The sequence below is a fragment of the Pseudoalteromonas luteoviolacea genome (assembly GCF_021654285.1).
Taxonomy (GTDB): domain Bacteria; phylum Pseudomonadota; class Gammaproteobacteria; order Enterobacterales; family Alteromonadaceae; genus Pseudoalteromonas; species Pseudoalteromonas luteoviolacea_J.
On sequence record NZ_JAKFZS010000056.1, the window covers coordinates 1 to 15,613 of the forward strand.

Annotated in this window: 14 protein-coding genes; all 14 read left to right on the forward strand. The window is 38.4% G+C overall.

Features of this window, described 5'->3' with window-relative positions; all coding sequences use genetic code 11:
• Positions 1 to 197 precede the first annotated feature (197 nt).
• The 14 genes from L1077_RS26390 (at position 198) to L1077_RS26455 (ending at position 15,554) form a co-directional block, all read left to right on the forward strand.
• Positions 198 to 503: a hypothetical protein gene (locus L1077_RS26390; protein ID WP_237139744.1), complete on the forward strand. Its 306-nt coding sequence runs from the start codon at positions 198 to 200 to the stop codon at positions 501 to 503.
• A 478-nt stretch (positions 504 to 981) separates the two neighbouring features.
• Positions 982 to 1,455, forward strand: a complete 474-nt coding sequence (locus tag L1077_RS26395) for a YegJ family protein (protein ID WP_237139745.1) — start codon at positions 982 to 984, stop codon at positions 1,453 to 1,455.
• 403 nt (positions 1,456 to 1,858) lie between these two features.
• Complete coding sequence (locus L1077_RS26400; RefSeq protein ID WP_237139746.1) at positions 1,859 to 2,077, forward strand: hypothetical protein; 219 nt, start codon at positions 1,859 to 1,861, stop codon at positions 2,075 to 2,077.
• Between the two features lie 606 nt (positions 2,078 to 2,683).
• Complete coding sequence (locus L1077_RS26405; RefSeq protein WP_237139747.1) at positions 2,684 to 3,673, forward strand: hypothetical protein; 990 nt, start codon at positions 2,684 to 2,686, stop codon at positions 3,671 to 3,673.
• 108 nt (positions 3,674 to 3,781) lie between these two features.
• On the forward strand, positions 3,782 to 4,138 hold the full coding sequence (locus L1077_RS26410) for a hypothetical protein (protein ID WP_237139748.1): 357 nt from the start codon (positions 3,782 to 3,784) through the stop codon (positions 4,136 to 4,138).
• A 621-nt stretch (positions 4,139 to 4,759) separates the two neighbouring features.
• A complete protein-coding gene (locus L1077_RS26415) occupies positions 4,760 to 5,290 on the forward strand; it encodes a hypothetical protein (RefSeq protein WP_237139749.1) in 531 nt (176 codons plus the stop codon).
• Positions 5,291 to 5,330: 40 nt separating this feature from the next.
• A complete protein-coding gene (locus tag L1077_RS26420) occupies positions 5,331 to 5,936 on the forward strand; it encodes a hypothetical protein (protein WP_237139750.1) in 606 nt (201 codons plus the stop codon).
• Positions 5,937 to 6,058: 122 nt separating this feature from the next.
• Positions 6,059 to 6,436, forward strand: coding sequence for a DUF7674 family protein (locus L1077_RS26425; RefSeq protein ID WP_237139751.1), 378 nt, complete (start codon positions 6,059 to 6,061; stop codon positions 6,434 to 6,436).
• Positions 6,437 to 6,607: 171 nt separating this feature from the next.
• Positions 6,608 to 7,294: an SDR family NAD(P)-dependent oxidoreductase gene (locus tag L1077_RS26430; RefSeq protein WP_237139752.1), complete on the forward strand. Its 687-nt coding sequence runs from the start codon at positions 6,608 to 6,610 to the stop codon at positions 7,292 to 7,294.
• A 509-nt stretch (positions 7,295 to 7,803) separates the two neighbouring features.
• Complete coding sequence (locus L1077_RS26435) at positions 7,804 to 10,254, forward strand: LodA/GoxA family CTQ-dependent oxidase (protein WP_237139753.1); 2,451 nt, start codon at positions 7,804 to 7,806, stop codon at positions 10,252 to 10,254.
• Between the two features lie 50 nt (positions 10,255 to 10,304).
• Positions 10,305 to 11,417, forward strand: a complete 1,113-nt coding sequence (locus L1077_RS26440; RefSeq protein ID WP_237139754.1) for a tryptophan 7-halogenase — start codon at positions 10,305 to 10,307, stop codon at positions 11,415 to 11,417.
• A gap of 396 nt (positions 11,418 to 11,813) precedes the next feature.
• Positions 11,814 to 14,003 (forward strand): LodA/GoxA family CTQ-dependent oxidase, encoded by a 2,190-nt coding sequence (locus tag L1077_RS26445; protein ID WP_237139755.1) that lies wholly within the window; start codon positions 11,814 to 11,816, stop codon positions 14,001 to 14,003.
• Between the two features lie 2 nt (positions 14,004 to 14,005).
• Positions 14,006 to 15,115: an NAD(P)/FAD-dependent oxidoreductase gene (locus L1077_RS26450; protein WP_237139756.1), complete on the forward strand. Its 1,110-nt coding sequence runs from the start codon at positions 14,006 to 14,008 to the stop codon at positions 15,113 to 15,115.
• Positions 15,116 to 15,254: 139 nt separating this feature from the next.
• Positions 15,255 to 15,554 carry a hypothetical protein gene (locus L1077_RS26455; RefSeq protein ID WP_237139757.1) on the forward strand — a complete coding sequence of 100 codons (300 nt, stop codon included), beginning with the start codon at positions 15,255 to 15,257 and terminating at the stop codon, positions 15,552 to 15,554.
• Positions 15,555 to 15,613 lie beyond the last annotated feature (59 nt).

Here is a 15,613-nt window from a genome sequence, read left to right on the forward strand (position 1 = left end):
AGATATTTCGGTATATTATAAAGCACTAATTAAATGATGAAATTATAAAAAACACCAAGCTTCTAGAAATAATAGTTGGATTTGTTTGTGTTTCACGTAATTTTATTCAACTATTTTTAACCAGTAGCAACGACGTTAGTTATCAAATGAAACTCTCAGCATTTTTAATACTATTTTTACTTCTATCAGGTTTTTGTATGGCTACAGATAATAACTCCCCACCAGAAGGTGTTTCTCAGCAAGACTGGAATAATTACCTCGCTCACCAACAAAAGTGGCGGGCAAAGCTTAAGAAAAGATATGACAATGAACTTAAAAGTTCGCCACCCGTCCCGCCATGGCAGAAATACCCCGACGAAGCCAAAAGCAGTATGTTTTGGCGTATGGGCATTGGTGAAGAGTACTTAACTGATTACATTTCAGTATATTTTGAGTATTCATCACCGGAGGAGATTAAGGCGTATAAATTAAAATACCCTGAACCGTTAAGCTGGTCAGGCTGATATGATAACAAATAAGTTGATCAAGCTATGAATGCAAAACAGTTAGCTTGTACACATTCTTGACGTAGGTAAGCTTGCCATTTTTTATTTGGGGGTATTGACGAAAGTTTGGGCTTTGGCAATAAAACCAAATGAGTTAAGTTGAATTGTGATTCCTTAATATAATAATTTCCTGATGGAAGGCTAGTGCTTTTATCATTTTTTGTGTTTTTTAAATATTATATGATTTTTAAAAGATATTACTACTATACGGTAGTTTGTGTTTTTTAAATGCCTCAAGTCGTGTTAAAGTTATTTAGGTTGTATTTATATTTATGGCGTATGGTATTAAATTTTGTATATGCATAGTTATTTTATGTTGTATTTGTCATAGATAATTTTTTAAAGGTTTCAAGTTGGCGGGGTAATGTAGCTTGCTACTTGTTTAGCCAGCTGAAAAGCTTCCATTTCTTGGACGTTATGCCATAAGGATTGATAAGTGAAAAAACAAGTAATAGTCATTTTGATGGGTTTAGTCTCTTCTATTGTGGTTGCTACTGAAGAAGATGAAATTGTATGGATAAAATCCGAAGATCCCGAAATGCTCAATGCAATTAAAAAAGCAAGAGCTTCTCTAGATGAATTTCTAGCAATAGCTAAAACTCCTAAAGAAGGTATGTCAGATTTTGTATTAAAGGTGAGACTTGGAGACACAAAGGGTCATGAACACTTTTGGGTAATGCCATTTGAGGAAAATCAAAACAGTATAACCGGCTACTTAGCTAACAAGCCTAAGGTAATCGAAGGTTATTCGCTAGGGCAAAAAATCACTTTTGATCAATCAATGATTAGTGATTGGGGTTATTCATATGAAGGAAAAAAATACGGCAATTTTACGACCTGCGTTTTATTTCAGTCTATGCCGGAGGAACAAGCTAAATACTATCGAGAAAACTATGGATTCCAGTGTTAGGTAGTATAACAGTGAATGGAGATAGACACAGAGTTTTCCAAGCTAAGCACCGCTGAGTATTATCTTGTGTGCGATTAAAATATTAGTGTTAACTTTAAATTTTTTATCGTCATCTAGTATTGTTTAAACTAATTATTTAAAATAATATTCTTTAATAAAATGTCTATGTTTAATGCCTTTCAATTTTTTAGTTGATTAACGAGAAATCCTAAAGTTGATGAAGTTAATTTTTTTACTTCGTACTGCTTTACATATTAGAAGTTTTTTAACTGGGGGCTATGTTTTTCTTTAGTCGTGTGTTAATAAAGGTGGGTTAATTTAACTGTAAACTCACCGTGTTGTAATTTTGTGCTATTGTAATTCACGGCTGAATGAAGGTTAAGTTTTTTAAAGTGGTAACTATATGGAAACTATATTTGGTGGGGTTGGTGTTCTAAGTGTATTGTCCTACTCAATATTGGCGATACTCTGGATAGCAGTCCCAGTATTTGTAATTTTGATTTCAAAACGGATAAAGGAAATGCGAGATATAGCCATTGAATCACAAGCTGTTTTGAAAGAATTAAATGCTAATATTAAATATTTAAAGCGAAAATATAACGAAGAGAATCAAAGTTACTGAAACTTTATGCATCCTTCGAAGAAAAAGAGTACAAATTTCGCTTTAATTTGGTTTATGATGAAAAAGGTCAGAGGTTTTTATATAGAAAGCTATAAAGTTTTTTTTAAGAATGTGGATTTATTGAGTCGTGGACTTATAAAGCAATAAAGTAGCTTAATTTCATTATTTAAGTAAATGATAAATTAGAATCATTGAACATTAATTTGTAATAAAAAGCTATGTTTTCTATAAAGAATTGAATCTGATTATCTAATCAATGGTCATGCTTAATTACAGAATACTCGTCACAAGTGACTAAAAATCTTAGCTTACGAACCTTGGCGGCTATTGAAATTTAGCATATTATTACCTCTTTAACGTATATTAATTCGTAACCACTCAAGGATTAAAATAGTAATTAATATCTTGAAGTTTTGATGTGCTTTTATGCAATGTTGATCGTTTTTAAATATCATTGTTATGAAACAATTGATACCACTGGACATCCCTAACTTGGTGACAAATAAATAAGTTATTGGTATGGTAAGTTTTACTAAAGAGCGTATAGGAATAGTCATTGTTATACGGCATCTATCGTAGATAAAATGGCTAGGTTTCAAGGAAAGTATGTATAAACCAAATGAATTAAAGCAGGATGTCAAGGGTGTCTATAAAAGACACCCTAAATTGAAGACTTATATTAAATCGTTAAAAGACCCAGTTTCTATTAACGTAGACATTAATAACCTAAAAAAATACTTATCTGAGGGTCCTTGGGAATATAAATCAGAATATGCCCCAAACGAAACCTTTACTTATTCATGGTCTTCAATGGCAAGAGACCTTAATCTTTATGCAATAAAACTTAAAATAGATTCTTTTAAGTCCTGCTTTAGTGGTGATAATACATGGACGAAAGACTTTAAAGAGTCTATTGAATATGAATATTGGGCCTTAAAGCTCGATTTGAAATTTCATGATATGGCTTTTAAAGAATTTAATGAAGGACAAAGAGTTAAGCTCTCAATGTTATTTCTTAGGGATGCAGGAGTCACTCTTGGAAGTTGCATCGCTTTAGGTTGGCTGGATTATGCTGATGAACTCATGACAGGTATTAATAATAATTTAAAGAATACTTGTTTTAGTGATGCTTATGACCGTAGTTCCAGGCGGCGGACCCAGCACTTTATTTTAAGATTATTAAGTCATTACAATGGCACGGATGAAATTCAAAAAGAGTTGGACATTAAATGTGCGTATGATGTCCCTTTATTTAATAGATTAGTAGAAAATTGGGCAACTGAAGACACAAAGTATCTTTCGGAGTTATTAATTCAAGCTGCCGACAGACATACTCATCAGTGTAGACAGGATAGCTGGAATAATAATAGGTTCTATGATTTTCAAAATTGGGATCTTGAGTATTACTACCCATTTGAGATATTAGCAATAGAGAGGCTTCGAAAGTTAAAGGGACTAACTACACCAAGAATTGAACACCGAATATTAGATACTCCATTGGGTCAATTATTAGAATATACACCTCCAGAAAAACCAAAATTTCTAATGGGGCTATTAGATCGTGCAAGCAAGGAGTTTCCCAGCATAAAATCTTAAAAATACTTATAAATAATGATTTAAAAGTGATAGGGCTTTGCTCTTTGTTTGCTAAATTACTCTGGTGTATTGTATCGTTTACTAAAATAGTTAAGTTGAAGGTGAAAGTTGAAAGCAATATTAGTGTTTTTCATATTCTTTAGTTCGTTTTCTTTCGCATGCAGACCATGCAGTGAGGATGTCAGTGTTTATGTTGTGAAGCAAGCAAAACCAGTTTTTGATAAATCATACTCTTCTTCAGAACGAAATGGGTATGTAACTTTTCAAGCTGACATAGGTCATTTTAAAATAAGTAATCTTAAAGTCGTTGAGGTTTACCCTGAAGATATTCCTCCACATATCATTGAGGAGATGATTTTAAAAACGCAATATAAATTAATTTCTAATAACTCTGGTCACATAGCGTGTGACTCTAAGTCTCAGGAGTTAAGTTTGGTATTTCGCTTACCGATTAAGGAAAGTTAATGGATATGCAAGCCTCAATTTTATAAACTGATAATGTTTTAAATTGAATAGAATTTTTTGTGGTTTATATAACTGTTAATAACTATTTTCAGCCTTTCACTGCAATTTCTTTCTTTTCTATATATTTGGTTTTAAATTGAAAGTGGTGGTTAACTTTTTGAGCTAGCAACTTACATAGTGGTTATCAATGTCTTGTTGCATTTCTTTATTTTCTTTTTCATCCACCTCAAATTAATAGCTATGTATTAGTTAGGTTGCTAATTGTATTTTTGAAGGTCTATCCTAAAATACATTCCCATAAATTTATTTTCAAGGCTGAACCCTGGTTTTAATTGAAGTGTTTTTACTTTATATTTTCTTAATTTTATCAGGAGAAAATAACCCTTTTGGTTGAGAAGAAAGTTTTCAACCTTGCTTATTGTTATTATGATAAAGTAACCCGTGGTTTTTTATAATGCTTCTTTATATTATTTAAATTTTAAACTCCTGTTTGAAGTATAAAATAATTAGAGCTTACCATAAATGAGCGACTACGAAAACTTGGCTCTGTTCCATTTTTCAGCACCGTTGAGTTAAACCTTTATAGGATTATTTTTTGAGTGCTAATTTTAAGGGTAACTAATGAATCTTAATGAAGAAAATTACAAAGAAGCTGAGAATGCATTAAAAGACGTACTATATATGTTCGTAGATGCAATAGTACAAAGTGGTGATTTTTCAGGGCTGGAATTAGGACAGTTTGATCCGTTTCGATTCCTTGAGGTTGGCGGCAGTTCTGGTAAAACTGTTTTCCTTACGGATGGCGAATGCGACATACTAATGAAAGGTGCTGCAGTAGCACTTCTTTCTTTGCTCGCAGATGTTTATTTCAACGATGAGTGTAATGCTGCTAGTGAAAAAGATAAAGTTGAAAATGGAGTTATGCTTAACTTTATCGCAAGCAAAGGTCAGTTAAAGCCTCCAAAACATTTCGATTATTTGCTAAAAATTTACAACGTATATAAAAGCAAGCAGTTCATCATGGACCCTTATATTGAGCAAGCCTTTGACGCTGCGTTTTCAAATGAGGCTGAGTTTTACAGTGCCATGAAAGAAGTTTTGGAAAATATTATCAAAACTTGTTTTACAACACTTTCACGGTTCAATGATTAACTAGCGGATTAATTTTCTGTTGTGCATTAGGCGGTACATAATGATCGAGATGAAAAAATACAACGGAGGGATAAATGGAATTCCTCAATTTGAAGAACAAAAATCGATGTGGAATTCGTTGCTAATTGATTTTGTGGCAGCTAAAAGTCCAGCAATAGAAGAGTACGTAACTCAGCTTGGCAAGTGTTATATCAATGGCAGTGTAAAATATGGGTGTTTTAAATTGGGTGATTCTGAAGTTCTTGATTGGTATTGTTCTAGAAACCGGCTTAAGGAAATGCAATTTTTCCGGAAAGTTTGGGAGCAAGAACCCATCAAAAGTTTCTTTAACCTCAGTGATATCTGTGACGATTCAAATAAAGCTTTTAAATGGTCCTCCCCATTTTTATTAGGAGGCTCTTTGGCATGGGTACTCGACGGTGGCGGGCCTTACGAAAAGCCTGATTGGGGTGGTGCAATCTCTAAGGAATTAGGTGAAAAAGCTGCTCTGGAACTTATCGCTAATGACTATGAAGACAGTGTTGTAATTACATGCAACTTGGCTTGGTGTAGCTTCTTTTTAGATGTAGCGTGGGATTGTACATGGGTTGTATTAAACAAAAAAACACGTTTGTTGCATGTTCTAATGGCGACAGACACAGATTAAAAGTCAAAGATACGCTGTTAGTTTTCCCTGATTCTTTTGTTTAGAAAGAAGGGGTTGTACTTTATAAACTATAGCCAATTATTTGCTGCGGTTTATCGCAGACATTACGCATTAGGAAAAATATGACCTCCCATAAAGCGATTGAGTTAGTTTTATCAAAATGTTCTTTAATTGCAGAAAAATGGTCGGAACATCAGGCTTTTTGGGGCGATAGTGTCGCAGGGGTTTACAATGATATTAATGTTGTCGCTCATTACCTCGTAGAGCAGTATGAGCAAGGTCAAACAAGCGATTTTGAAGCAATATTTGATGTTGTCGAGTCGATATTAGTGAAAGCTGAAGACGAAGTTAAAACGCTCATAATAGTAGGGCTGTTTGAGGATGTTCAAAATATTGCGTCTCACAAAGCATTTAGCTATGAACCTTTTGAGAAGTGGCTTGGTCCTATTTCAAGAAAGTATTGGCAAGATATATGTGTATTTTGGGAGCAGAAATCATAGGCTATCAACATCATGATTAAAGTTGTGAGTTTAGCTGACAAATGTCTTTTACCAGAGCCGAAATTTAGTTATTTATAAAGCGACTATAGCGGTGAGATTTGACCTCAACTATACAAAATAATAACGCAATTTAATTGGTGTCATATTGACCAGAAATAAGGATAGAGTGGTATGAAGCGAAATATATTAGTCGTGGGTGCAAGCAGAGGGATTGGCTTAGCGGTTGCACAATTCTATCACGCGCAAGGAAACAATGTGATTTCTGTTTCGCGCACGCCATCCAGTGTGGGCCAATGGATTGAAGCTGATATTTCTCATATCGCGGGTATACAAAAAGTGCTGGACGCAACATCCCACCTTAGCATTGATGCTTTGTTGTATATGGGGGGAATTTGGGAAGAGAATGCCTTTACTAAAGACTATAACTTTGAGGCAAGTCCATATTCGGAAACAAAAAATATAATCAATGTTAATCAGGTTGCACCCATAGAGCTTGTTAAGGGTCTTTTGCCGAGTTTTAGGCAATCAGAAAATCCAAGGGCCATATTCATAGGCGCTACATCTGGTCTCGATATTTCTACAACGTCTGAGGTTGCATATTCCGCCTCTAAATTTGGATTACGAGGTGCTGTGCATTCATTGCGAATTGGGTATAAAAATGAAGGTATTGGATTTACAACAATAAACCCTGGCTTGGTGGGAACAGAAGAAGTGTTGGCAGATATTCATTCTGGCGAATTTGCAGGCCTTATTCCAATACCGATAGAGGATGTGGTGAGAACGGTCGACTTTGTCATGCAGTCAAATATCCACACAGACATTGGAGATATAACGCTTACTCAAAAATATACTGGCTGACAATACATGCTCACTTAACCTTGTTGAGCCTGGCGTTGTTACTGCTTATTTCCTGAGAGCTGCGACGCTGTTAGCTCATTTTTCCATCCAGGGCCATCGATGCCCCTATAAGCACCCCTGAGTTAAAGATTCATTTAGTTTTTATCACTTCAATGATGGCTTATCAACACAATTTACTCGCCCTCATAACAATTTACTCTCGCGTTTCGCGTAATAATCTGTAATGGATTGTTTTTGATTTGTTACTAAACTTAGTGCCTTATTATTCAATTAAAGTCTAATTGAAATTTTCAAGGAGAGGTTATGACTACAAATTTGGTTCGCGTTTTGCCGTGTCGGTTGCTGAAGGTGATTGGCAGCCATACCCAGCAATATTCTGCGCTATCCAACACTTCTCCTTTTCGTCATTCGCTTTGTAAATACTGAGTTTGAGATAACGCGTGTTTATTGCTCGTTATGTTTTGGCTCGGTCAGTTGTGCTTCAAACTTAATTTAATTAAGGACAAACCATGTCAAATTGCCAATATAAAATTTATCCGCCATTGGGTATTGCTAGAGTAGGAAATGGTCCTGCAGTCAAGTCGTTATCTATATCGACCCCTGAAGTACCTTGGGCGCATCTGTATGACACCAATGTTCAATATTTGGTGACCGAGCATGAGCTGGTTGAACTGGTAGAGTCATGTTTTGGTGATAAAACCAAACAAGCTATTAGCCAAATTCATAAAAACTTGAGTGAAGAAAATACATCCAAGCTCGCTCAAGATGATATTGAAACAGTCACAGAGCTACTTGATTTATCTCATTTAGTGCCAAAAACGCAGATTTTACGCAGCCTCGATAATCTTGTGTTAGAGAATACGAGTGACGTTTGTTCAGCTATACAGCAAATAAAAGATGCCATCTTAAAAGTGTTGAGCGATCATTACTTGCACGCAGTAAAAAAGCAGGCACAAAACTTTTATATCTATAAATGTGATGAACATGGCAACCCAATCGAAAAGCTTCAACTAGGCGAAGGCGATAAGGTTACTTGGCATGTTGAGGTGGCAAATAAAAAGTCTTTTTGGTACGACTACAACAACGCGCTTGATTTGTCTTTACAGACAGAAGGGTCTGGCAATCTGAGTAAAAATGTCAGCAAACATCGTATCGCACCAGCGCAGACAGCAAAGCGTCGAAACCCAAATGTGACCACAAATGGCTTAAGAAAGCAGTTGGTGATCTCAAGTCAAGGGTGTATTTCAAATGGACATCATGGCCAAGTTGCATTGCGTGGCAAGTTTCCGGCGAATGAACCGAATGAAAAAAATCGTCTAAGTGACTTGCTCAACTTGCAAGAGCGTCACAATGTATTACAAGGCAGTCTTGAATGTACAGAAGACGGAACACTTCGTTTTTATGGGGGTAACGGCGTATCACAAGCATTATCGCCATCATCACTAAATACAGACTTTGCTGATAATTCAAATTGGTTTGATGATATTTGCGATGGTCGTATAACCGCTTTAGTCGAACTTAAAGAAGGTGGTTGTTTTGAGCTTAATGACGAAAGTAACAGCGCTTGGGTAGCGACGACTCCACCAGATTATGCGCCACAAATTGAGCCTTTGGTGACTATGTATGACATGGTCACAGGCGCCGCACTCAAAGAAGGCGATTTAAATACATTAACAACACAATTTAGCGATGTTTTTCCAATTTTGTACCGTTTGTACAGAATGCAGTGGGTGAATCAAGCGGACTTTACGGATAATGCCGTTAATACACAAATTCGTGAATTGAATAGCGAATTAAAATTTGCGCAGTTATTAGATACATCGACTGCGGCTAAGTCACTACGTGAGGGGATCTTTAATCAGTTTAGAAACCCACTGTTTGATGAAGGCGTGACGGACGATGATCCTAATACAAGTGGCAGTATTTGGGTGAGTGATAGCCGTATCATCCCCAGTAAGGACAAAACGAATATCGCAGAGCGCCCAGCGACTTACCCGTTAAAACTGCCTTTTTACCCTAATGACGGTGTTGATTATCCGGGTAGTCCAATGCAGTGGTTTGCTATTCCTCCTTTTATGTATCAACATCTACAAAACTGGGCAGCAGGGAAGTTTACTGTTACTCAAGCTGAAAAAGAGTGTGCAAACACAATTGAAGAGTTAGGCATTTTTTACGGTGAACAATTTAAAGCTTCTCCAAACAGTGCACTATTGTGTGCGCGCGCCGCACTAGATGCGCTATACGGGGGCGGGTTTCACCCTGGGGTTGAACTAACTTGGCCGATGCGCCATGCTTTGATTTACAGCCAAAATGAAGCTGTAAGCAGTGTCACCCCTGACATCAGTTTACTGGGCTTAAGAGAGTTTAGGCTTAAACAAGATCCGAACGGTCTTAAGTCTGAAAATATGTATCAAGACTTTGGGTACTCGATAGGGGTCGAAAACGTCACCGAGTCCGTTATTCCAAACTCTGATTCAGCATGGTTATGGCAAAATACGCCGGGCGATTTGACTAAATGGATGGGGATCCCTTGGCAGTCTGATGCCGCAAGTTGCCAAGCCGTTTACACTCCAGAAGATTTCCCAATTCCGTCGTGGTGGGCAGCCAACTTGCCAGTCCATGTATTGCCTTTGGCAAGGTATAACAAGTTTAAAGATAGCCAATCTGCAGATTTACCTGAAATTAATGGTATGGCGCATAGTATTGCGCAGGGCATGTCTGAGTCGACTTTTGAACACTTACGGTTGGAGCAATTTTCACAACGTTTAGAGTGGCTTCATACGGCTGATCTTGGCTTTGTTGGCTACCATGCAGAAGGAGGTTACACCAATGGCTTGATACAAATGGTGAGTCAGTGGAAAAACATGGGCATGGTGATGGCGAGACCTGTCGAAAACCCAGGTTCTTCAGGCATCCCAAATGTGGTCTATGTTGCCTACAGCGAAGCTGATAAAGATTAACTCTAATGCATGAAAAAGGCACTTCGGTGCCTTTAAACAGGAAATAGTAAATGAGCGATGTTTTAGAGTGTGACTGTCTCATTATCGGTGGTGGGATAGCTGGTACGGTGGCTGCAAAGCTGTTGCTTGAGCACGGCCATAAGGTGGTGCTAGTGGAGGAAAGTTCCTCCTCAAAAATTCGTTTGGCCGAAAGCCTACCGGCAAGCATAGAGCCTCTTTTGGCGCGCATTGGGCTTTTTGAATTGTTGACATCAGGGCCGCATGTTCGTCATACGGGTATGGTGTCTTCGTGGGGCTCACCTTTAATGCAAACAGCCCCTTTAGCGGCGGCACATCATGGTTGGAAAGTAGACAAGCAATTTTTTATTGAACAAATACGCTCGACATTACCAAAACAATCCACCTTACTCGGCAGGGTAAAGGATGTTTTTCGTGTCGCTCAAGGCTGGCAGTGCAGTATCACTTGTGCCAATGTTCAAAACAAACAGGTGATCAAAGCGCGCTTTGTACTGGATGCAAGCGGGCGACAGGGCTATTTGCCAAGAGTGTTGAATTTGCAACGGCATACATTTGATAAGCTCAGTGCATTTGTGACAAATATGAGTTTAAAAGCGCCCATAAAAAATCAGCCTGCGGTGGCGGTTGAGGCCTTTAGGGATGGGTGGACCTTGGTTTCCAAAATCAATGACCACGAGTGTATGCTGGCAATTTTTTGTAATCAGTTCACACCTGATTTTGGTAAGCTAAAGCAATGTGAGAACTGGCATAGCATTGCCAAGCAAACACACTGGTTTAGAAAAGTCCTACCTCAAGAACCATTTGATATAAAAACACTCAATGCGAGTAGTCACATAATCAGTCAACTACACGGCGATAACTGGCTCATCGCGGGTGATGCCGCGATGTCGTTTGATCCCTTATCTTCTCATGGCATGACAACGGCAATTTATATGGCGGAAAAGTCAGCACAAGCAATACATAAAGCATTTGAAGGCGAGCAAGGTGCACTAGGCAATTACAGTGAAACTATGACGCAAATCTATAACAGCTATTTGAATGAGCTGCTAGGACATTATCGTCGTGAGCAACGATTCACGGACTCCAAGTTTTGGCAAAGTAAGCAACAGTTTTCAGCACCAGAGGTGCTTAAAGTTGTAGGCTAAATTTGGCTGGGAGCCAGTGGATTAATCCAGCTTATTAATGCGTATAAGCACAGTCGATAATATCTACATTTGATGTGCTAGATGGCTAGTTAGCCATGCCTTGTAAGGCTTTGTAATACTTTAATTAAATTCTATCAACTAAAGTAAAAGCAGTGATTATCTGAGCTTAAATGCAGAGGTAATTGGAGTGAGCTTATATCAATAAGGTTATTACCTTTAAGCAATGAAGGAATATAGAAAAAGCAGTTTTATTGATAAAAACTCGCCTTATAAACTTTCCTTCATGCATAAGGGCGTTAAGGTGTTAAATCCTTGAGTAAACCTTGTATTTGTTCCCTCCTATTTATTTCAGCTTATGGTTCGGTATTGATTTAATTTGAAAAGTAAGGAAAGACTATGGCTAAGTATTATATTTATCCCGCCATTGGTATTGCACGGTTAGGAAATTCGAAATCAGGTTTCTTTCTAGGCCCTGAGGTACCGCATCAAGATGTAAACCCAAACTATACAGGTAATAACTTAAAAGCGTGTTACGAAAACTATAGTCTCACGAATCGCCCAGATGTTGAGTTAGATTACAAAGATAAAAAAGGCAGGGTAAAGCGACAAGCGGCTCGTTTTAGAATTTTTGAGGTTAATGACAGTGGTCAAGTCACACGTGAGATCACTGCTGATGACGCCACAATTAAGTGGGAAGTACAGTTAGCGAACAGGAAATCAATCAACTATAAGTTTGAAGATGCAATGGACTTGGGTGATTCCTCAAAGGATTGTGAGCTAAGAAACGCGTTTGTCCAAGACCTTAAAAAGCGCAAAGAACAACTGCTCATTGATCCTAAACCTCGTACTATTAAAGGCAAAAACAAGTCGGGCAATGAATATCATTTTGATGATGGCACCATTTTTGGTGGAACGAGCCAAGAGAAAACGGTTTACCTAGGTGAATTGAGAACTGATGAGCAGGGCAGGTTGCTTGTACTTGGTGGCCGAGGGCATTCTAGTAGTTATGAGCAAAAGCAGATAGAAACCTTTGCTAACAATGATTATTGGCATGACGATATCTCAGATGGCACAGTCCGCGCTAAAATCATCATTAATAGCGAAGAAGTCGAAGCTGAACCTGCTATGGTTGCAGTTACGCCACCCAACTTTGCGCCGAATATGCCAGGTGTAGTGACCATGTATGACGTTGTCACTGACTTGATGCTCAGAAAACATGAACTTCCTTCATATTCTGCAAAAACAGAATTTTATCGTGACATTTACCCAGTCCTTAGCAGCTTAGTTGAAAATCAAGGGGTGAATTTAGGCTACTTTATGGTGTTTGGTGATGGCTCTCCCGGTAACTTTAATAACCCGGTGATCTTAGACAAGCTGAAATCAAATTGCGGTTCTAATAAGCCTATCAGGGAAGCTGTTTTTAAGCTTTTCCGCCTATCAGAGGAAGACACTAAGGCGCAAAGGAAAAAGCTTGTAAAAGAGCTGATAAAGGAAGGCGGCAACGAGGATATTGATCCGGCTTTGAAAAAAGGCATCAAAGAAAACCTAGATAAGGCCATTGAAAAGTCGCAGGCATTAGTACAAGCATCTCAATTGCCGCCTATTTTCGGTGATCTGTATGGGGATGATAACGACTCGCCATTAAAGGGACTTAGTCTGACGCAAACGCAATATAATCATATGCAAAAGTGGGCTGACGGCGATTTCATTGAAGGTGAAAACGCAAAAAGTAATTCAAAACCGTTGAAAAATATTACCGATCCGTTGGAGACAATTGAGCCGGTAAATCGTCGCCCATTTGCACTGACACAAACGAACCTTGAGCAATGCTTAGGTGGGCCATTCCATCCAGGCATTGAATTGACTTGGTTTATGCGCCGCTTGAGTATGTGGAATGTGAAGGACAAGTTTGATCCAATGCGGCTAAATATCTTGCCAAAAGATGAAGAGGTGCAAGATTACTTTGGGCCTGTTTTAACACCTCATGTTGCATTGAAAGAAATGTTTAATGCCAGTGGACCGGGCACACTAACTCGTTTTATGGGCGTGCCTTGGCAGTCTGATGAGGGAAGCTGCCGTTCGAATCAAGATTACGATCCGGCGCAGTATTTACCGACAATCACATATTGGTCGGCGAGGGTACCGAATCAGGTGATGAGTCAGCGATCATTTCAGCAACTTGATAACCATGAGTTATCAGAAGTTCAGCGTTTCAAGTACTTTAGCTATCGCCAAGATTGGCTAAGGTTTTTGCGAGAAAACCAAGAAAACCCAAGAGTGAAGATGGTTGATAACTGGGATAAAATGGGAATTGTCGTTAAAAAGCCCATTAAAAGTCCTATCTCACTTGAGGATACAGAGGTCAATGAAGTTTGGGTCGAATCTCAAGTAGACGACCGCTATTTAGTTAAAGATGCCAGTTATCGACAGCTTCTTAATATACAGCAACTTGCAGGGCTCGAGGGTGGACAAGGCGTCAGCGCTGGGTCTGAAGATGCGATAAATCAACTGGATAAGGAAGAGAGTAAAGCGGCCAAGCAAAATCTTCCTCCGCGTAAAATTATTACGCGTCAAAATCAGCGATAGTTATGACGTCAATGAATTATCAAGTCGTCATTATGGGTGCAGGTGTTGCGGGTATTACCGCAGCACTTGTGCTCGCTAAAAACGGCGTTAAAGTTGCAGTTGTGGATAAAAACTCGAGACAAAAGCAAAGCTTTGGAGAGTGTGTTCATGGAACAATACAACCGATTTTATCTGAATTAAATTTATTTGAGCAATTTTGCCGTGATGGGCATTTTGAATTGCAAGGGTACGAAGTCGATTGGGATAGAGAAGGCCGCTACGAGCGAAACCTAATTGCCAGTCCATACGGAACCGGATGGATTTTAAATAGAGAACGATTTGATAGTAGTTTATTAAGCGCGGCTCTAACAGCAGGGGTAGATTTTTTCTGGAATACCAGATTAATAGACATTGGTCGCGAAAACAATAAGTGGCTGCTGCAATTAAAAAACACAGAGCAGGCATTTCCTAATATCAACCAAAAACAGCAGTTTACCGCCAGTTATATAGTGGATGCCACAGGGCGTGCTCGGGTACTAACTCGAAAGCTCAATATTGCTGAAAAAAAAGCGGACGCCTTAATGGCATGTTGCACATATTTACATCACGATGGCAGAGGGCTGATGGGCAAGCAAACAGCGGTGATAAAAAGCTGCCCTAATGGTTGGTGGTATTTGGCACCGTTTTCACAAACGATGGCGACATTATGCTTTTTTACAGACAATGATTTAGACATGCCTAAATCACATTCTGCATTGTTACACCAAGCAAATGAACTCGCCTATCTTAAACCATATTTAGCCCAGAGCAACCTAGAGAAAACAACTGAATTTAAAGCGATTTCTTCTTACTCTTCCTGTGTGGCGAGTTGCGTTGGAAAAGGGTGGATAGCTATCGGTGATGCGGCTTGTAGTTATGATCCACTTTCTTCTTATGGGATCACGTCGGCGATGGGCAGTGCCTATTATGGTGCAACAGCGATAGCTCAGGCCATGGCGCAGGAACAAGACTCTTTAGCGCAATATCAGCAGCTTATGCATGAGCAGTTTCTGACCTATGTGATTGACAAAAACAAAGAGTATCAACGGGTTACACACTATGATACGGATTTTTGGAAAAGACGACAATATTGAAGATATTTTTAAGTGTATTTAATTTTAAATTTTGTTAATTTTTAATCTATGGCTCTATTGGTGTCTTGCAATCGCTTGGCGCCTATAGCAAGCCGATCATCTTTTAATTAAATGCGTATTTTTAGATAAGGAAATAACAATGGATTTTGATTTTGCAGTAGAACAAATTAAATTGGTTGGCCATGAGCAAGGCTATGAAATGTCTGAGGGTAGTCGTACTTTTGAAATATTTATTGATAATCATCATGCTGTTGCATACAAAATAATCGCAAACAGCTCTTCTGGGTATATTCAAGTACATCAATGGGAAGCTGGGGATGCTGATTCTGAAGGTCAGTACGGCAGGGGAGTATACTCATTGCGTAATTACAGCGATGTAGCGCACTTTTGTAATATTCTCGTAGCCAGTGCTTATATTCGCGCCCGAAGAAAAGACTAAAGCACAGTTAGTTTGATGCTGTTAAGTTTTCGTGAGCAGCTCAATTTGTAATTTAGTAA